Source organism: Bacillus sp. FSL K6-6038 (assembly GCF_038050455.1).
Taxonomy (GTDB): Bacteria; Bacillota; Bacilli; order Bacillales; family Bacillaceae_G; genus Bacillus_A; species Bacillus_A pseudomycoides.
The window spans coordinates 26,867-44,327 of the sequence record NZ_JBBOUH010000003.1; the positions used below are offsets into that span (position 1 = coordinate 26,867).

The 17,461-nt window shown below is 30.9% G+C and carries 24 protein-coding genes and 1 tRNA gene; all 25 read left to right on the forward strand.

The genetic code is table 11. The annotated features are described in order from the left end of the window. Window positions 1-15 precede the first annotated feature (15 nt). The 25 genes from NSQ40_RS28815 (at window position 16) to NSQ40_RS28935 (ending at window position 17,344) form a co-directional block, all read left to right on the forward strand. On the forward strand, window positions 16-219 hold the full coding sequence (locus NSQ40_RS28815; protein ID WP_033796821.1) for a class II lanthipeptide, LchA2/BrtA2 family: 204 nt from the start codon (window positions 16-18) through the stop codon (window positions 217-219). A 27-nt stretch (window positions 220-246) separates the two neighbouring features. Next, window positions 247-441 (forward strand): class II lanthipeptide, LchA2/BrtA2 family, encoded by a 195-nt coding sequence (locus tag NSQ40_RS28820; RefSeq protein WP_003205287.1) that lies wholly within the window; start codon window positions 247-249, stop codon window positions 439-441. A 19-nt stretch (window positions 442-460) separates the two neighbouring features. Beyond that, complete coding sequence (locus NSQ40_RS28825; RefSeq protein ID WP_097795816.1) at window positions 461-661, forward strand: class II lanthipeptide, LchA2/BrtA2 family; 201 nt, start codon at window positions 461-463, stop codon at window positions 659-661. 31 nt (window positions 662-692) lie between these two features. Continuing rightward, on the forward strand, window positions 693-893 hold the full coding sequence (locus NSQ40_RS28830) for a class II lanthipeptide, LchA2/BrtA2 family (protein WP_097795816.1): 201 nt from the start codon (window positions 693-695) through the stop codon (window positions 891-893). 31 nt (window positions 894-924) lie between these two features. Then, a complete protein-coding gene (locus NSQ40_RS28835) occupies window positions 925-1,125 on the forward strand; it encodes a class II lanthipeptide, LchA2/BrtA2 family (RefSeq protein ID WP_097795816.1) in 201 nt (66 codons plus the stop codon). Window positions 1,126-1,156: 31 nt separating this feature from the next. Continuing rightward, window positions 1,157-1,357 carry a class II lanthipeptide, LchA2/BrtA2 family gene (locus tag NSQ40_RS28840; RefSeq protein ID WP_097795816.1) on the forward strand — a complete coding sequence of 67 codons (201 nt, stop codon included), beginning with the start codon at window positions 1,157-1,159 and terminating at the stop codon, window positions 1,355-1,357. Between the two features lie 31 nt (window positions 1,358-1,388). Further along, window positions 1,389-1,589, forward strand: coding sequence for a class II lanthipeptide, LchA2/BrtA2 family (locus NSQ40_RS28845; RefSeq protein ID WP_097795816.1), 201 nt, complete (start codon window positions 1,389-1,391; stop codon window positions 1,587-1,589). Between the two features lie 31 nt (window positions 1,590-1,620). Next, window positions 1,621-1,821 (forward strand): class II lanthipeptide, LchA2/BrtA2 family, encoded by a 201-nt coding sequence (locus NSQ40_RS28850; protein ID WP_097795816.1) that lies wholly within the window; start codon window positions 1,621-1,623, stop codon window positions 1,819-1,821. A 31-nt stretch (window positions 1,822-1,852) separates the two neighbouring features. Then, window positions 1,853-2,053, forward strand: a complete 201-nt coding sequence (locus tag NSQ40_RS28855; protein ID WP_097795816.1) for a class II lanthipeptide, LchA2/BrtA2 family — start codon at window positions 1,853-1,855, stop codon at window positions 2,051-2,053. Between the two features lie 31 nt (window positions 2,054-2,084). Beyond that, complete coding sequence (locus NSQ40_RS28860) at window positions 2,085-2,285, forward strand: class II lanthipeptide, LchA2/BrtA2 family (RefSeq protein ID WP_098217339.1); 201 nt, start codon at window positions 2,085-2,087, stop codon at window positions 2,283-2,285. Between the two features lie 97 nt (window positions 2,286-2,382). Next, window positions 2,383-2,604 (forward strand): plantaricin C family lantibiotic, encoded by a 222-nt coding sequence (locus NSQ40_RS28865; RefSeq protein WP_097787302.1) that lies wholly within the window; start codon window positions 2,383-2,385, stop codon window positions 2,602-2,604. 40 nt (window positions 2,605-2,644) lie between these two features. Next, complete coding sequence (locus NSQ40_RS28870; RefSeq protein ID WP_097787302.1) at window positions 2,645-2,866, forward strand: plantaricin C family lantibiotic; 222 nt, start codon at window positions 2,645-2,647, stop codon at window positions 2,864-2,866. A gap of 40 nt (window positions 2,867-2,906) precedes the next feature. Continuing rightward, on the forward strand, window positions 2,907-3,128 hold the full coding sequence (locus NSQ40_RS28875; protein WP_097787302.1) for a plantaricin C family lantibiotic: 222 nt from the start codon (window positions 2,907-2,909) through the stop codon (window positions 3,126-3,128). 40 nt (window positions 3,129-3,168) lie between these two features. Further along, window positions 3,169-3,390: a plantaricin C family lantibiotic gene (locus NSQ40_RS28880; RefSeq protein WP_097787302.1), complete on the forward strand. Its 222-nt coding sequence runs from the start codon at window positions 3,169-3,171 to the stop codon at window positions 3,388-3,390. A 71-nt stretch (window positions 3,391-3,461) separates the two neighbouring features. Next, the gene (locus tag NSQ40_RS28885; RefSeq protein ID WP_003204219.1) at window positions 3,462-6,602 is read left to right on the forward strand and encodes a type 2 lanthipeptide synthetase LanM family protein; all 3,141 of its coding nucleotides are present in this window, start codon (window positions 3,462-3,464) and stop codon (window positions 6,600-6,602) included. A gap of 14 nt (window positions 6,603-6,616) precedes the next feature. Further along, window positions 6,617-8,065: a S8 family serine peptidase gene (locus NSQ40_RS28890; protein WP_003210322.1), complete on the forward strand. Its 1,449-nt coding sequence runs from the start codon at window positions 6,617-6,619 to the stop codon at window positions 8,063-8,065. 400 nt (window positions 8,066-8,465) lie between these two features. Further along, entirely contained in the window at window positions 8,466-9,389 is a 924-nt protein-coding gene (locus NSQ40_RS28895; protein WP_255291672.1) for an ABC transporter ATP-binding protein, read from the forward strand. Further along, window positions 9,386-10,129, forward strand: coding sequence for an ABC transporter permease (locus tag NSQ40_RS28900; protein ID WP_033796889.1), 744 nt, complete (start codon window positions 9,386-9,388; stop codon window positions 10,127-10,129). The genes NSQ40_RS28895 and NSQ40_RS28900 overlap by 4 nt, the downstream gene beginning before the upstream one ends. Window positions 10,130-10,144: 15 nt before the next feature. Then, window positions 10,145-10,882 (forward strand): ABC transporter permease, encoded by a 738-nt coding sequence (locus NSQ40_RS28905; RefSeq protein ID WP_003204226.1) that lies wholly within the window; start codon window positions 10,145-10,147, stop codon window positions 10,880-10,882. Between the two features lie 975 nt (window positions 10,883-11,857). Next, window positions 11,858-14,014 carry a peptidase domain-containing ABC transporter gene (locus NSQ40_RS28910; protein ID WP_003204228.1) on the forward strand — a complete coding sequence of 719 codons (2,157 nt, stop codon included), beginning with the start codon at window positions 11,858-11,860 and terminating at the stop codon, window positions 14,012-14,014. 83 nt (window positions 14,015-14,097) lie between these two features. Beyond that, window positions 14,098-14,304: a hypothetical protein gene (locus NSQ40_RS28915; RefSeq protein WP_003210326.1), complete on the forward strand. Its 207-nt coding sequence runs from the start codon at window positions 14,098-14,100 to the stop codon at window positions 14,302-14,304. Between the two features lie 348 nt (window positions 14,305-14,652). Beyond that, a complete protein-coding gene (locus tag NSQ40_RS28920; protein ID WP_003210328.1) occupies window positions 14,653-14,883 on the forward strand; it encodes a hypothetical protein in 231 nt (76 codons plus the stop codon). Between the two features lie 645 nt (window positions 14,884-15,528). Then, a tRNA-Cys gene (locus tag NSQ40_RS28925) sits at window positions 15,529-15,599 on the forward strand. A 502-nt stretch (window positions 15,600-16,101) separates the two neighbouring features. Then, the gene (locus NSQ40_RS28930) at window positions 16,102-16,644 is read left to right on the forward strand and encodes a hypothetical protein (RefSeq protein ID WP_033796890.1); all 543 of its coding nucleotides are present in this window, start codon (window positions 16,102-16,104) and stop codon (window positions 16,642-16,644) included. 151 nt (window positions 16,645-16,795) lie between these two features. Further along, complete coding sequence (locus NSQ40_RS28935) at window positions 16,796-17,344, forward strand: hypothetical protein (protein ID WP_041488850.1); 549 nt, start codon at window positions 16,796-16,798, stop codon at window positions 17,342-17,344. Window positions 17,345-17,461: the final 117 nt, after the last annotated feature.

Genomic DNA, 17,461 nt, shown 5'->3' on the forward strand with positions numbered 1-17,461 from the left:
AAAAGGATGGTTGCTATGTCAAAAAATGAAAAGTTGGCTAAATTGCGTAATCAAGAGTTTGATACAAAAGAATTGATTGGCTTAGTCGATGAAAATGAACTAAAGAAAGTAGCGGGTGCAGGAGATGTGAATCCAGAAACAACACCAACGACGCATACAGTTACAACCCAAAATTTCACTGCATTGTGCCCAACACCAAGATGTACAAGCCGTTGTTAATAATAAATTAAAAAGAGGAAGTTAAGTATGTCAAAAAATGAAAAACTAAATAAATTACGCAATCAAGAGTTTGATACAAAAAAATTAATTGGATCAGTAGATGAAAATGATTTGAAAAAAGTAGCGGGTGCGGGAGATGTAAATCCAGAAACAACACCAGTTATAAATCCGGGTTTTACCAACCGACTTTGCCCGACAATACCTTGTACATTGAGAGTATAAAAAAGAGAGGATGTTAAATATGTCAAAAAATGAAAAATTAAATAAATTACGTGATCAAGAGTTTGACACAAAAGAATTGATTGGTTCAATTGATGAAAATGATTTGAAAAAAGTAGCGGGTGCGGGAGATGTGAATCCAGAAACAACGCCAGCTACACCAACAATTATCGCAGTAAGTATTGGAATTTGTCCAACTAATAGATGTACAAGCAAATGCTAATCAATAACTAAAAAAAGAGAGGATGTTAAATATGTCAAAAAATGAAAAATTAAATAAATTACGTGATCAAGAGTTTGACACAAAAGAATTGATTGGTTCAATCGATGAAAATGATTTGAAAAAAGTAGCGGGTGCGGGAGATGTGAATCCAGAAACAACGCCAGCTACACCAACAATTATCGCAGTAAGTATTGGAATTTGTCCAACTAATAGATGTACAAGCAAATGCTAATCAATAACTAAAAAAAGAGAGGATGTTAAATATGTCAAAAAATGAAAAATTAAATAAATTACGTGATCAAGAGTTTGACACAAAAGAATTGATTGGTTCAATCGATGAAAATGATTTGAAAAAAGTAGCGGGTGCGGGAGATGTGAATCCAGAAACAACGCCAGCTACACCAACAATTATCGCAGTAAGTATTGGAATTTGTCCAACTAATAGATGTACAAGCAAATGCTAATCAATAACTAAAAAAAGAGAGGATGTTAAATATGTCAAAAAATGAAAAATTAAATAAATTACGTGATCAAGAGTTTGACACAAAAGAATTGATTGGTTCAATCGATGAAAATGATTTGAAAAAAGTAGCGGGTGCGGGAGATGTGAATCCAGAAACAACGCCAGCTACACCAACAATTATCGCAGTAAGTATTGGAATTTGTCCAACTAATAGATGTACAAGCAAATGCTAATCAATAACTAAAAAAAGAGAGGATGTTAAATATGTCAAAAAATGAAAAATTAAATAAATTACGTGATCAAGAGTTTGACACAAAAGAATTGATTGGTTCAATCGATGAAAATGATTTGAAAAAAGTAGCGGGTGCGGGAGATGTGAATCCAGAAACAACGCCAGCTACACCAACAATTATCGCAGTAAGTATTGGAATTTGTCCAACTAATAGATGTACAAGCAAATGCTAATCAATAACTAAAAAAAGAGAGGATGTTAAATATGTCAAAAAATGAAAAATTAAATAAATTACGTGATCAAGAGTTTGACACAAAAGAATTGATTGGTTCAATCGATGAAAATGATTTGAAAAAAGTAGCGGGTGCGGGAGATGTGAATCCAGAAACAACGCCAGCTACACCAACAATTATCGCAGTAAGTATTGGAATTTGTCCAACTAATAGATGTACAAGCAAATGCTAATCAATAACTAAAAAAAGAGAGGATGTTAAATATGTCAAAAAATGAAAAATTAAATAAATTACGTGATCAAGAGTTTGACACAAAAGAATTGATTGGTTCAATTGATGAAAATGATTTGAAAAAAGTAGCGGGTGCGGGAGATGTGAATCCAGAAACAACGCCAGCTACACCAACAATTATCGCAGTAAGTATTGGAATTTGTCCAACTAATAGATGTACAAGCAAATGCTAATCAATAACTAAAAAAAGAGAGGATGTTAAATATGTCAAAAAATGAAAAATTAAATAAATTACGTGATCAAGAGTTTGACACAAAAGAATTGATTGGTTCAATCGATGAAAATGATTTGAAAAAAGTAGCGGGTGCGGGAGATGTGAATCCAGAAACAACGCCAGCTACACCAACAATTGTGGCAGTAAGTATTGGAATTTGCCCAACTACAAAATGTACAAGCAAATGCTAACTTCTATATCGATAATTAACGTAATTTAACTGGAAGTATATTTTCCTTGTAACTAATTATCTGTATAAAAAAATATAAATTAATAGGAGTGTTGAAAATGTCATCAAAAAAAGTAGTAGAAGCTTGGAAAAACCCGGTATTACGCTCTAAAAATGAGGATGCTCCAAATCATCCTGCAGGCGAAGTTGATTCTAACGAAATTAAAGCTCTATTTGGTGCTGGTGAAGGTGATGTAACACCTGAAGGTTTAAGTAGCTGGTTAGGTAATAAAGGTGGATACTGTACGTTAACTAAAGAATGTATGTCTTCTTGTAACTAATTATCTGTAAAAAAATAATAAATTAATAGGAGTGTTGAAAATGTCATCAAAAAAAGTAGTAGAAGCTTGGAAAAACCCAGTATTACGCTCTAAAAATGAGGATGCTCCAAATCATCCTGCAGGCGAAGTTGATTCTAACGAAATTAAAGCTCTATTTGGTGCTGGTGAAGGTGATGTAACACCTGAAGGCTTAAGCAGCTGGTTAGGTAATAAAGGCGGATACTGTACGTTAACTAAAGAATGTATGTCTTCATGTAACTAATTATCTGTACAAAAAATATAAATTAATAGGAGTGTTGAAAATGTCATCAAAAAAAGTAGTAGAAGCTTGGAAAAACCCAGTATTACGTTCTAAAAATGAGGATGCTCCAAATCATCCTGCAGGCGAAGTTGATTCTAACGAAATTAAAGCTCTATTTGGTGCTGGTGAAGGTGATGTAACACCTGAAGGTTTAAGTAGCTGGTTAGGTAATAAAGGTGGATACTGTACGTTAACTAAAGAATGTATGTCTTCATGTAACTAATTATCTGTATAAAAAATATAAATTAATAGGAGTGTTGAAAATGTCATCAAAAAAAGTAGTAGAAGCTTGGAAAAACCCAGTATTACGTTCTAAAAATGAGGATGCTCCAAATCATCCTGCAGGCGAAGTTGATTCTAACGAAATTAAAGCTCTATTTGGTGCTGGTGAAGGTGATGTAACACCTGAAGGTTTAAGCAGCTGGTTAGGTAATAAAGGTGGATACTGTACGTTAACTAAAGAATGTATGTCTTCATGTAACTAATTATTTATGTTGAACAACTTTATTAGAGAGGCAGGTAGTCTGCTTCTCTAATTAATGAAAGGAGCAGTAACATGCCGGTAAAACATAGTGCATTTATTGATGAAATAAAAATTAATGATAATATAGTCCCAGATTCTACAGATTACATACATTATTGGAAGAGAACATTTGGAAACGATGAAAATAAATTTAAAAAAATCTTAAAAGATATTTCAGGTATTCCATTAGCAAACCTATCTAAATTAGATCAGGACGAATACAATGTACAGGAAATAGATGCATTATTATCATTAACCTTCTCAGAGTTTGATAGTTTTCAAACATATGAATACTCCCCGACAATAGAAGAGAAATTATCGAAATTAACTTTTTATGGATTTTTCAAAAAATTTATGTGTTACTCATTTTCTAAAGTTCATCAATCATTGAATACATATTCGTTCTTCGAAGAATCGCAATTATTGGCGCCATTAGAATATATGTATAAAAGATTGTATGAATTATCCCACAAAACATTAATATTAGAACTGAACATTCAACGCGTTCTTGGAAACTTAAAAGGAGAAACTCCAGAAGAACGTTATACTCATTTTTGTTCTTACATTAGTACAAATGAATTTTTAGTTTATTTTAAGGATACATATTCTGCATTATATAGAACGATGTTAACTACATTAATCTATTGGTCAAATAATATTACTACACTTTACTATAATCTTGAACAAGATAAGGCACAAATCCAAGAGAACTTTAATATTGATATTCAGACAAATAAACTAATTACAGTTACATTGGGACTTGGCGATGAACATAATGATGGCAAAACAGTTTCATTACTTGAATTCCTTCCTAACATGAAACTTATTTATAAGCCTCGATCAATTGGTGTCGAAGCAGCATTCAATGATTTAACTGCTTGGATAAATAATCAAGTTAATGATAAAGCTCAACTGTATTCACCAAAAATCATTGATAAACATTCTTATGGTTGGGTTGAATATATTGAGAATATAGAATGTCAAACGGAAGAACAACTTAAATCATTTTATTTTAAAATGGGAAGTCTTTTAGGAGTTCTATATAGTTTAAATGCTGTGGATTTTCACTATGAGAATATTATAGCGATGGGAGAGTATCCGGTTCCAATCGATCTGGAATCCTTATTCCATCATGCAAAAATATTAGAGGAAAAAGATGGTTCTGCTCATAATAAAGCTCTAAATTTAATTAATAGATCTGTTCGATCCACTGGGATTATTCCATTTCTTGCCTTCAATAGCGATAACCCTAACTATAAAGGTCTTGATTTAAGTGGTCTTAGTGATAAAAACGATCAATTATATCCATTAAAAGTGCCTTCAATAGAGTCAAAGAACACTGATGTTATGCATATAGATGCAAAATATACATTTGTTAAGGTAAATGAATTTGAAAAAAATAAACCGATTTTTAAAGGTGAAAAAGTTTCATATAAAGATCATGTAGACGTTATGATAGATGGTTTTAAATATATTTATGAATGGATTTTAAGTAATAAACAACAATATAGTAATTATGTTTCAGATAAATTTAAAAATACGATAGTAAGAATGATTCTACGACCTACTGCCGTATATGGTGAGTTACTAAGAAAAAGTAAACATCCTGATTTTTTACAAAAAGGATATACCCGAGATATTTATTTCCACACTCTGGCATTGGACCCAGAGAACAAACCCAAAGAAGTCATTAAATCCGAAAAAACTGATCTACTCAATGATGATATTCCATATTTTTATACAACAGTGAGTAGCAATCATTTATATCATAGAGAACAAATTTGTGTTCAAAACTTTTTTGAATCATCTCCTTTAGAAGCTGTAGTAAGCAAGATTAATGACCTTAATAGTGTAGATTGCTCACAACAAATTCGAATTATGCGAATGAGCTTTTTAGCACATTCAGCTACATTTGGTGCAAATGAACAGACTATTGATCCATATCTTAAAGTCAATATTCATGCGAATAAATCTAAGGAGTTCTTAACTGAAGCAAGCCACATAGGAGATTATTTAATTGCTAATGCCATAGAGGGAGATAATCAATCTGATCTTTGCTGGATTAGTACAGTAATATCTGCTTCGAATGAATATAAGTGGGATATCTATCCTGTAGATTTAGATTTATATAATGGTTTAAGCGGTATTTCCTTATTCTTTAGTTATTTATATCATTTGACTGGAAAACAAGATTATAAAATAACAGCTGAGAAGTCTATTAATCCTGTAATTAATTCACTTCAAACATTATCTGAGCAAAGAATGTTTAATATTGGGACTTTTAGTGGTGTTACTGGATCCATTTATGCTTTAAATCATATTAATCAATTATCACAGACTAAACAATATGAACAACTAATACTTGATTCTATGAGAACGGTTGTTGGTAGATTATCTCAAGATAAAGTGTTTGATATTATAGACGGAACTGCAGGGGTTGTCGGAGTTCTAATATCCCTTTATAAAAATAGTAGTAATAAAGAATATTTAAAACTTCTTACACAAGCAAGTGAATACTTAATAAACACTGCATATTATCATCCTGAAAAAGAGGGATATGTCTCTTGGAAACAAAGAGATGATATTTCATGGATTGGATATTCTCATGGAACTGCGGGTATTATTACTGCTTTAGTAGCAGCTAATCAATATATAAACAATACTAATATTTTAGAACTAGCAGATAGAGTTTTATCCTATGAAAATAGCTTCTATGATTCAAAGCACAAAAATTGGAAGCTTCCTTCTAAAGAAAACCATTCTGTTGCTTGGTGTCATGGTGCTCCAGGAATTTTATTAAGTAGATTAATGTTAAAAGAAAGTAATTATGAAAACAGTATAATTGATCAAAATATATATGCCGCTTTAGATACAACTATTGATAAATCATTTGGTCATAATCGTTCACTATGTCATGGAGATTTTGGAAACTTAGATATTCTTTTATATGCAGCAAAAGTATTACAAGATAAAACGGCTTACGAACGAGCACATTCTATTGGTATTCAACTTTTAGAATCCTCTAAAACGCATAATTGGAAAAACGGGGTTAGTACGGGAACTGAATCATTTGGTTTAATGACAGGTCTTAGTGGGATTGGAGTAGGTCTCTTACAACAATATGACTATAATTCAATTCCTTCTATTTTAAGGTTAGAAGAGGTTAAAATATAAAAGGAGACGACTACATGAAAAAGTTAAAAATCCTTATGACTATACTTTCCGTATTCTCGTTAAGTTTAGTTACACAACCGGTAAAGGCAGAAGAAATAGAAAAAAAGAATAACTATAAATTTATCCTTTTGGATAACGAAATTCAACCTAATAACAAAGAAAATATTATACACTTTTTGAAAGAAAACAATGCAATTGAAATTAAGTATACTCCAGAAATCCAAATGATTTCATACAAAGAAACTAATAGTAATATTCAATCCAATTTAGATAGTAAAATACGTACTAAATTTAAAACATCTATAGAAGATGTTGCTAATAGTGCTAAATTAACTTTACAAGATCCAAAGATTTCAAATCCAAATGAGCGGTTTGCTAATAATAAGTTGAATTATAGTTTGTCTTCGAAACGAACATTGAATTCTATTACTATTAATGAACCTGTTCCGAATGCTTCGCCACCTTGGCAAATTGCCAAGGTAACTGATAATTACCAATCTCATAAGATAACTTTAGGACAAAAAAATGTAAACATCGCTCTAGTTGATAGTGGTGTAGATTACAACCACCCTGAACTTAAAGATAGCATTAAGTATTCAGAGGGGAAATCTTATGTTCCTAGCGAGCCTGAGCTGTTGGATCAAAATGGCCATGGTACTCAAGTTGCAGGAATTATTGCAGCTCATGATAAATTAAAAGGAATTGTTCCTAATATAACTATTATCCCGTATAAAGTTATTGGAAAAAAAGATGGTGAGTCAGTCTGGACTATACAGGCTATTATTGATGCAGCAAATAACGGAGCAGATGTAATAAATTTAAGTTTAGGAACATATAAAGCTACAAATTTAGAAGACGAGAACGCAATTATAAAAGCATATGAAAGAGCCATTCAATATGCAAAAGAAAAAAATTCTATTGTAGTTGCTTCAGCAGGAAATGAAGGAATTAATTTGGGTAAACCATTTGAAAAAGTAGATGAAAAGAACGGTGTATTATATAAAATTCATGTACCTGGTGGATTAAGTAATGTATTAACGGTATCAGGAACAGACAAAAACGATGAAATTGTAAATTACTCTAACTTTGGTCAGGAAGTAGATTTTAGTGCGCCAAGTGGTTCTTATGGAACGATTATCAATAATCAATTCAAATTTGATCCATCCTATTTAATTGGTACTACCTATCCAACGTATTTAGAACCTACTATGTTGGATGCTCAATTAAATACACCTAAAGGCTATACACTTAACCTAGGGACTAGTCTATCTGTACCTGCAGTATCGGGGACATTAGGAGCTATTATTTCAAGATATTATGAGCTTCATTCTACAAAACCATCAGCAGATTTAACTATCAATTATTTAAAAGATGGTGCTACCGATTTAGGGGCAGATGGTAAAGATGATCAGTATGGATATGGATTGGTAAATAGTTATAAAAGTATAATTAGCATTAAATAATATAATTTTTAAGAAACGTATTTCAATGATATTTTTAAAATACACTTACTATTATTTTAGAATACAATGATAGTGAGTGTGTTATTAAATAAAATTTGATTAAAGAGTGTGATGAAGCATCGGATAACTACAGTATACTGAAAAACGTAGGCTTACGCCTACTAAAATTCATCTCGCACCTAAAACTGGTGTTTCACACCTTCGCATTTTTGAGGAAGGATCCATCTGTTGGAAAACGATAAATTTTTTGTTATAAAGATTGAATATTCAGTAAAAATAATATCAATTTTTTGTTGTGCTTTGCCATCCTTTTTGCAAAGCATAAGAAACAATTGATATCCAGGAAAAATAAGGATAAAATTCAATTGAATGAAAATTTTAACGTTAGGTGGTTGATTTCGTGAATAATCAAATTCTAAACATTAAAGGCTTGCATAAAAAATATAAGGAGAAACATGTTCTAAAAGGAATTGATTTATCTATAAAAAAGGGTGAAATATTTGGATTATTAGGCCCGAATGGAGCTGGTAAATCTACATTTTTTAAAATCATTTTAGGATTAATAGAAGCTGATGAGGGAACTGTAGAAGTATTGGGAATGGATATAGAAAAGAATAGAATAGAAATCTTATCTAAAACAGGTTCATTAATTGAAGCTCCAACCTTTTATGAGCATTTATCTGGATACGAAAACTTATTAATTGCTTCTAAAATGAAAAATGTTCATGATAAAGAACATATAAAAGAACTTTTGAATTTATTTAAACTGTATGAAGATCGAAATCGTGCTTTTAAAAAATATTCTCTTGGTATGAAACAACGTTTAGGATTAGCTGCTGCTTTCATAAATAACCCTGAATTATTAATATTAGATGAGCCTACTAATGGCTTAGATCCACAGGGAGTTTATGAAGTGAAAGAATTAATAAAAAAAGCTCCAAAAATGTTTAATTCTACTATAATCCTTTCAAGTCATATTTTAAGTGAAGTGGAACAAATGGCTGATCATATCGGGATTATTCATCATGGAGAAATAAAGTACCAAGGTTTATTATCTTCCCTACAAAATAAACAATCATTAAATATTGTTGAAGTTAGTGTTAATAATATAGCTCTTACTGATAAATTACTTAAACAATCCAATTATACATTCAATGTAAATAACAATATCTTTAGTATTGAATATTGCAATGAAAAATCACTGAATGATATTCAACAACTATTAGTAACGAATCAGATTTTTATTCAATCTTTCCAAACTAAAAAGCAGAATTTAGAGGAAGCATATTTAGATATTGTTGAACAAGGTGCTGTAAGTGTATGAGAAATGTATTAGCCACTGAGTATATAAAATATAGAAAAAGTCATTTTTGGTTTTTGGTTATCTTAGGACCTATTATACTTGCATTAGGTGAATTTGCTGGATTAAATTACTATAGTAATTCTCATACTATTAAATTAGAAACTATATTCGGTATAAATTTGCAAATTTTAAAATACATCTTAAACTTTTTTATTGTGTTTATTATAGCTAGTGTAAACAATGTCGAATATAAAAATTCTACGTGGAAAAGAACATTTACGTATCCAGTACAGAAATTTAGTGTGTATGTAAATAAATTTCTTGTTGTTATGGTTGCTCTTATTATTACAACCGTAATACATATGATTTGTACAGTGTTATTACTTCCAGGTTTAGGTATTTCTTTGGATGCGGTTTCAATGCAGCATGTGTTTGTCTTTACGTTATATCCATTTCTTATTAGCATTCCATTTTGTGCTCTGGCGTTCATTATATCCATTAATTTATCGAATCAATCAGTGGTCGTTGCACTAGCTCTAGCTTCGTATCTTTTCGGCGATATATTAAGTTCAACTAAGCTTTGGTGGTTTCCTATTTCATATCAAATCTTATATTTTCCAATCAATTATGTGAATAATCTAGATGTTTTTAATACATTATGGTCATACGATAAATGGTACATGCTAGCAGGAATTCCTATTACCATCTTTATTTTAGGAATTGGATACATCTTATTTATTAAAATGAATAATAAAAACTAACAAAGGAGATCTCAAATGATAAATTTACTTTATTCTGATTGGATAAAAATAAGAAAACACCCGCAACAAATTACATTATTCATCTTAGCACTTTTTCCGATTATATATTCAATGATTATGTATACTAAATATGTAGTAGGAAAGTATAATCATGGTTTGGAGAATGATTGGATGGGCGTATGGGTGTTGGCATCTTTCTTCTATGTTGGTTTTTTTCTCCCTGTTATTTCAGGGATGGTAACAGCCTTCTTGTGTCAGTTTGAAAGTAAAACCAATTGGAAAATAATGCATCTATCTCCAAATACTAATTTTAAAATTGTTTTATCTAAAGTTGTATCTAGTGTATTATTATTTTCTGCACTACACTTAATAGTTTTAATAAGCTTATATTTATTTGGAATGTATTTTGATTTTACAGATCCATTTCCTTTATTATTCATGATTAAAGTATTTTTACTTTCTGTAGTTGCGACATTTCCACTTATAACAGTGCAACTCTTATTATTCTTAGTTATTAAAACATCTATCACTTTTACATTTGTTAATATAATCCTATCTTTAATTGGTTTATTTCTTTTTTCAGAAGTAAAGTGGGGATTTGGATATATATGGTCTTTGCCATTCAAGTCTATAGAATTAGTTGATCAAGGGGTATTATCTATTGGTATATTATTGGTATCAATAGTTGCATTTACCATTGGTATGATTTTAATTACAGTACGTTATGTAAAATCATTGAGAAAGACAGTATAGAAAGAGAAATGACCCTTAGAGAGGCCTGATAGTATCCCATTTAGGTAAACAGCAAAAAAAGAGTCCATCTGATATGATGGACTCTTTTTTTGCTGTTTACCTGGAGATTTTTTCATGGTGAAAAAAGGCCAATCCTTTCAAATATATACAGAAGAATTGACACCCTCACCTTTAAAAAGGCAAGCTGGCTAACGCCAGTAAGATTTTTACTACCAAAAGGGGCGTTCACTTCTGATAGCGCTGACGTGCAAGAGTGCCATCACTCTCACGGCAGACCATATAGAATCGTAAGCTACGGTACTATGACCATATCGTACAGCTAGTTGAGTGTTCGAATGTTTTAGCGCCTTGTTCGGGTCTATAGTTGAATTATACCCCAAAATAACAAGTGCTTTTCTACGAAAAAACGATACTTTCATCCCATGCCTAAAGGCGGACTAAAGTTTTGCAAGTGCTTTCCCTTATCACGAAATCTGTAAAGGGCAGCAAACATAGCTACCTTTTTTTGTTTCGGATCTAGTGTTACTTCTTCTATGTTTAACTCATCTTATTACAAAACTACTTTAAGTTGCTTACTATGTTTATTAATACTTCCCTTAACACTGTTTTAGGACATGTAACGAAGCTTATACCGAAAAAGCTATTTACTATGAGATTTGTATATAAGCAGCTTTTCGTTATAAGCAACTACAATTTCAGTTAAATAAGTTAATACGTATTATATTAATATCTCTGTGAAGATAATTTTCAAAATAATGATTGGATATATAACGTTGAACTTATGATAGTACTTCTATTACTCAAATCCACATCTAGAAGGGTTTTAGCCATTAACCTATTCTGTAGTAGTAAATAAATAATGAAAAAATAAACGATAATTTGCTTTTTTTTTGATACTTTTTTACTAATTGTTATTAACATCAGGGAACGTTTATATTTTAAGTACAATAAAATATATAGAAAGGAGCCTAGTTGATGTTTAAGAAGAAGGTACCATTTATAGAACAAGCTCAACAGACTGAATGTGGTTTTTGTTGTATGGCGATGATTACCGAATATCATAATAGTACCGTATCTTTTCATGACATGTATGAAAGGATTGGGAATGGAAGAGATGGAACGTCACTATTTCATTTAAAGCATCTAGCTGAGGGGTTAGGATATGAAGCAAATTGTTTTAAAATTCAAGAATATGATGAATTATATAAACTCCCACTCCCCTGCATTATTTATTGGAAAGAAAAACATTATGTAGTACTAGAGGAAGTATCTGAACATGGAGCAACAATTGTTGATCCAGCTGTAGGAAGAACGAAAGTGAAAAAGGAAGAATTCGAAAGGGATTTTTCAAAATATGTTATGACATGTGTACCGGGTGAAAGGTTTGTTAAAAAGAAACGGAAAAGCTTATGGTTACCATATATTAACATTCTAAAAGAAAGACCATCCCTGATAATAAATTTAGTTTTATTATCCTTTGTTTTACAGTTATTCACTTTAGGTATACCTCTTCTGATCCAATATTTAATAGATAGTGTCATTTCACCTCAAAATTTTAATTTATTAAATATATTTCTAATATCAATAGTATTTGTGGTGGGATTCCAATTTCTATTCAATATAGTTAGAGGTAAGGTTTTAATCGTATTGGAAAACTTTTTAGATAAACAAATGATGAGTAAATTTATTAATCATTTACTTCATTTACCTTATCATTTTTTCCTCTTAAGAAAATTTGGAGATCTTCTATTCAGGGTAAATAGTCTAAGAATGATTCGAGATATGATTGGTTCAAATCTTATTAAGGGTATATTAGACGTTGGATTACTAATTGTAATATTCGTTTTCATGATAATTAAATCGCCACTTTTGACTTTATCTGTTTTAGCGTTCACAGCAATTAACGCAGCTGTATTAATTGCTACACGCTCAAAAGTAAAAGAAGTTAGCCAAGAAGAAATTATTGCTAATACTGAAGTGCAAAGTATTCAAACTGAAACATTGTATGGAATATTTAATGTTAAAACAGCTGGAATCGAGGATAAAATATTTACTCGATGGAAAAAAAGTTTTAAAAAATTATTAAAAGCTTATCGAAAGAAGGAAAACCTTAATAATTACATTCAATCAGTAAGTAGCTCTATCGGGAATTTAGCTCCCTTATTTACTCTTTGGCTTGGTGGTTATTTAATATTAAACAATCAGTTAACATTAGGAAATTTAGTAGCTTTTCACGCTATTTCCAATCAATTTTTTGGATTAAGTCAGTCGATTGTTCAAATGTTTAATTCTTTCTTTGTAACTAGTACGTATTTAAGAAGGGTACAAGATGTATTAGATGCACCGATAGAAGAAAAGCACACAGATATGAAAGAGATAACTAATCTCGAAGGCCGTATACGTTTTGAAGATGTAAGTTATCAATATACAAAATATAGCCCTATGTCTGTTGAAAATATTAATTTAGAAATTAAACCGGGCCAAAAAGTAGCAATTATTGGAGAATCCGGCGCTGGAAAAAGTACCATGTCTCGTCTACTATTAGGATTGCATAATCCGAGTGAGGGGAAAATATATTACGATGGTGTCGACTTAAATAATATCGAAAAATCATCATTGAGACGTCAAATTGGTGTAGTTCCTCAGGACGTTACACTTTTTAATAAGACCATTTTTGAAAATATTGCAATTTACGATAAGGATATATCGATAGAAGAAGTTGTTGAAGCCGCTAAGGTAGCACAAATACACGATGACATTATGAAGATGCCTATGCAGTATAATACGTTCATATCTGAGATGGGATTCAATATCTCTGGAGGACAGCGACAACGTATTGCACTTGCTAGAGCCTTAGTCCATAAACCATCAATTTTAGTGTTAGATGAAGCAACAAGTTCATTAGATCATCTAAATGAGAAGAAGGTAGATGATTATCTCAATGAAATAAAATGTACAAGGGTTGTAATTGCACATAGACTTACTACAGTAATGAATGCAGATTTAATAATTGTAATGGATAAGGGGACTATTATAGAAGCAGGTACTCATAAAGAGTTAATGCTAAAAGCTGGTTATTACTCTTCGTTCTTCAAAGATATAGAACCTGAGCACAAATTACTAGCAAATTAAGTGAATATATTTATGAATGTAATAACAATAACTTTATTATTTTCAGGAAAAGAAAATTTAATTAATAAGAAAGAGGGATAAATATGGATACTCAAAGAAAAAAAACAGGAACTATGCGAAAAGTAGCAAGATATATCGGTGGAATAGCAATCCTTTTATTAATGGTATCTTTTATATACCAATGGAATAAAGGTTTAGAGATTGATACTACTGAACAATTAAGTCTAGCATTAGTTGTTGCATTTTTCCTTTCTAGTTTTATTCCCGAAAGAAAGAGAGATAGTAACTAACTTAATAAGCACTTGAGATCTATTTCTCAAGTGCTGCTTCCTACAAATGCAAAATAAGGGATATATCAGTAATTTATTATTAATAATATTCTTTGGATAGAAAGTTAATAGTAGAAATTTTTTCGGAATCATAATGAAATAATAGAGTAATAAAAGAGAGAATAATTATAACTCATCAAATATAAAAAATATTCGATAGTCTATAAAGAATTATTCATGCCGAAAGGTATTTTAAATTTAGATTTTAAAAAATAAAATTCATTAAGTGAAAATAGAAAATGTATTCAATATTTTCTACATATGTAAATTCAAAACAGAATAAAAAATTATAAAAAAAGGGTGGTTACAATGTTTAGAAGAAAAAAATCAGATGAAATGAGAAAACAAAAATGGAATACTAGTGGGCTGGTTAGTGTAGTTGATGAAAGTGAATTAAGACAGGTTGTTACTGGAGCTGGTTCAGACGATATTTATATAGAGACAGTTCCAGCTGCTATAGCTGCTTTTTTACCAAATCAGATGGTTGCACATTCAAACACATATCCTAATCCAATGATTACGCCCCCTAAATACAGATAACATGGGACTCACGATTTATAAGAAAGAGGACGTATTAACACTAAACGATCTATATTTGAATCCAGGTTGTCATAAGAATAGTTATTCCACTGATCCTATAGCAATTAAAGAAAAGCTATTCGACAGAAAAGGTATTGGGTATTATCAAGGTACAAAATTATTTTATTAGATATTCAATCTATATTTAGGGTGTATATCTGTAACATAAAATAGGAATCTACATTCCTTAAATATGTTCAAAAAAATTTTATTTTAGGGGATTAGATATCTGTAATACTGAACTATCCCTCTTTATAGAGGCAAGAGGATCCTGTAAATATCTAATTTTCATCCACTATTTTAGTAGGATTAACTCATGGTTTATGTAATAAAACATATTTGTACGTTGAAGTCACATGCCTCTTCTCTTATTTAGCTGGAGGAGGCTACTCTACTTCAATAGACAAGGGAGACAAATTATTGAAGGTTTTCTGTAAAGAATTATTATGTTTGAAAAATCAGTAATTTAGGTTACTAAATTAAAAAAACAATGTTATAATCTTATTGATAATCTGTTTATTTAGAAATAATAGTTAATTGGTGCAGTGTGCAACATTGTTTTAATTGGAAAGCAGAGTGTTAATTCTCTTCTATAGAGAATTATATGGCGGCATAGCCAAGTGGTAAGGCCCAGGTCTGCAAAACCTGTATCATCGGTTCAAATCCGATTGTCGCCTTTTATTTTAATGTATCAATATTTTTCATATGGTGGCATACCAATTAGGCGTGGTGAAAGGTTAGCATACCCTTTTATGTTGGTTCGAATCCAACTGTCACCTTATACCCCAATACCCCTTGTAAATGGTTTCTTATTATACCCTTTAATAAATAATATTTTTTCGAAATTGCAAAGTAATAAAGAAAAATTTTTTACTCCTCAGTTACTGACATATTGCACTAATTACTCAAATAATCATACTTCATACTACTACACTTATAATTCCAACAAGATTTATTTCACAGGAAGACTCTTATATAAACTTTGTTTTATTAAAATTTCGAATCCGTGCTACTGCAATTGTATAAACTCATATCGCGATAAGTATATTCATCGTAATACCTGTAGCAAGATAATTAAACAAGATTCATACTAAAACACTATAAAACAATTTTTCTTAATATTAAGTTTTTATATTTTGAATTACTATAGTAGTTAAATAATTGAAAGGAGATGTATTTATGAAAATTAAAGGAGTATTAATATCGCTACTCGTTCTGGTTATATCCTTAGGGTTCTTAGCAACAGAAAAAGCAAGTGCATCTGTATCATCTAATCTAGTAAATGAAGTAGGAGATAGGATTGATACAAGTAAAAACTATTATATAGTTCCAGCAGATTCACCAACAAGAGGATTAAGTTATCTCGAGTCTTTTAATTTTTTCCCGTCTTTAGTAGTTAGTTCAAGAAGTAACACAGTAGAAAACCCTTCCGGAATTCCTATGAAATTGTATTTTTCTGAAGAAAATAAGAAATATCGTATTGGGACGCTTTATCCAATGCCTGGACTTCCTTATTATTGGGTAGATAGTCATTTATATTTGGGTCCGGGTGAAGAAGACGCGGTTTATTGGACGATAACTCCTGTAGAAGGAGGATATACACTACAAGCAGAAGGAGGATACCTTGATTATAAAGAGGCTGAATCACACAAGTATGGTCCTATTACCCGTGCCTATTTAGGTAAAAAAGAAGTTGTGTGGAAATTAGTACCTGCATCTTAAATGTTATATAAATTTGTAGAGACATAAGTTTTAAATATAACCTTTCCAAAAGATAATACGTGGGTAAAGAATTGATAATAAGATAGTAGATTTTTAGGTTCTTAAAATATTTATATCTCTATTATATTCAAATATGAAAAGGAGTGTTGTTATGAGGGCTAAAGGAGTATTAATATCATTCCTCGTTTTGATTACGTTTTTAGGATTTTTGCCAATAGAGAAAGCAAGTGCATCCGTATCATCTGATCTAGTAAATGAAGTAGGAGATCGGATTGATACAAGTAAAAACTATTATATAGTTCCAGCAGATTCACCAACAAGAGGATTACGTTATCACGAGTCTCTTAATTATTACCCGTTTTTAGTAGTTAGTTCAAGAGGTAACACAGTAGAAAACCCTTCGGCAGCTTCTATGAAATTGTATTTTTCTGAAGAAAACAAGAAATATCGTATTGGGATGCCTTTTCCGTTTCCGAAGATAGGATTTATTGATTATTGGTTAGATAGTAATTTAAAGTTTAACCCGAGTGAAAAAGACGCGGCTTATTGGACGATAACTCCTGTAGAAGGGGGATATACACTGCAAGCAGAAGGAGGATACCTTGATTATAAAGAGATTGAATCAACAATGTATGGTCCTATTACCCGTGCCTGCTTAGGTAAAGAAAAAGTCGTGTGGAAATTATTACCTGTTTCTTAAAGTTTATGGGACATAGGTTTTAAATATAACTTGTCCAAAAGATAATACGTGGATAAAGAATTGATAATAAGCTAGTAGACTTTTTAGGTCCTTAAAATATTTATATCTCTATTATAT

Excerpts from the sequence above, each read along its gene's own strand:
- NSQ40_RS28815 (WP_033796821.1), top strand. The coding sequence starts at position 16 with ATGTCAAAAAATGAAAAGTTGGCTAAATTGCGTAATCAAGAGTTTGAT.
- NSQ40_RS28820 (WP_003205287.1), top strand. The coding sequence starts at position 247 with ATGTCAAAAAATGAAAAACTAAATAAATTACGCAATCAAGAGTTTGAT.
- NSQ40_RS28825 (WP_097795816.1), top strand. The coding sequence starts at position 461 with ATGTCAAAAAATGAAAAATTAAATAAATTACGTGATCAAGAGTTTGAC.
- NSQ40_RS28830 (WP_097795816.1), top strand. The coding sequence starts at position 693 with ATGTCAAAAAATGAAAAATTAAATAAATTACGTGATCAAGAGTTTGAC.
- NSQ40_RS28835 (WP_097795816.1), top strand. The coding sequence starts at position 925 with ATGTCAAAAAATGAAAAATTAAATAAATTACGTGATCAAGAGTTTGAC.
- NSQ40_RS28840 (WP_097795816.1), top strand. The coding sequence starts at position 1,157 with ATGTCAAAAAATGAAAAATTAAATAAATTACGTGATCAAGAGTTTGAC.
- NSQ40_RS28845 (WP_097795816.1), top strand. The coding sequence starts at position 1,389 with ATGTCAAAAAATGAAAAATTAAATAAATTACGTGATCAAGAGTTTGAC.
- NSQ40_RS28850 (WP_097795816.1), top strand. The coding sequence starts at position 1,621 with ATGTCAAAAAATGAAAAATTAAATAAATTACGTGATCAAGAGTTTGAC.
- NSQ40_RS28855 (WP_097795816.1), top strand. The coding sequence starts at position 1,853 with ATGTCAAAAAATGAAAAATTAAATAAATTACGTGATCAAGAGTTTGAC.
- NSQ40_RS28860 (WP_098217339.1), top strand. The coding sequence starts at position 2,085 with ATGTCAAAAAATGAAAAATTAAATAAATTACGTGATCAAGAGTTTGAC.
- NSQ40_RS28865 (WP_097787302.1), top strand. The coding sequence starts at position 2,383 with ATGTCATCAAAAAAAGTAGTAGAAGCTTGGAAAAACCCGGTATTACGC.
- NSQ40_RS28870 (WP_097787302.1), top strand. The coding sequence starts at position 2,645 with ATGTCATCAAAAAAAGTAGTAGAAGCTTGGAAAAACCCAGTATTACGC.
- NSQ40_RS28875 (WP_097787302.1), top strand. The coding sequence starts at position 2,907 with ATGTCATCAAAAAAAGTAGTAGAAGCTTGGAAAAACCCAGTATTACGT.
- NSQ40_RS28880 (WP_097787302.1), top strand. The coding sequence starts at position 3,169 with ATGTCATCAAAAAAAGTAGTAGAAGCTTGGAAAAACCCAGTATTACGT.
- NSQ40_RS28885 (WP_003204219.1), top strand. The coding sequence starts at position 3,462 with ATGCCGGTAAAACATAGTGCATTTATTGATGAAATAAAAATTAATGAT.
- NSQ40_RS28890 (WP_003210322.1), top strand. The coding sequence starts at position 6,617 with ATGAAAAAGTTAAAAATCCTTATGACTATACTTTCCGTATTCTCGTTA.
- NSQ40_RS28900 (WP_033796889.1), top strand. The coding sequence starts at position 9,386 with ATGAGAAATGTATTAGCCACTGAGTATATAAAATATAGAAAAAGTCAT.
- NSQ40_RS28905 (WP_003204226.1), top strand. The coding sequence starts at position 10,145 with ATGATAAATTTACTTTATTCTGATTGGATAAAAATAAGAAAACACCCG.
- NSQ40_RS28910 (WP_003204228.1), top strand. The coding sequence starts at position 11,858 with ATGTTTAAGAAGAAGGTACCATTTATAGAACAAGCTCAACAGACTGAA.
- NSQ40_RS28915 (WP_003210326.1), top strand. The coding sequence starts at position 14,098 with ATGGATACTCAAAGAAAAAAAACAGGAACTATGCGAAAAGTAGCAAGA.
- NSQ40_RS28920 (WP_003210328.1), top strand. The coding sequence starts at position 14,653 with ATGTTTAGAAGAAAAAAATCAGATGAAATGAGAAAACAAAAATGGAAT.
- NSQ40_RS28930 (WP_033796890.1), top strand. The coding sequence starts at position 16,102 with ATGAAAATTAAAGGAGTATTAATATCGCTACTCGTTCTGGTTATATCC.
- NSQ40_RS28935 (WP_041488850.1), top strand. The coding sequence starts at position 16,796 with ATGAGGGCTAAAGGAGTATTAATATCATTCCTCGTTTTGATTACGTTT.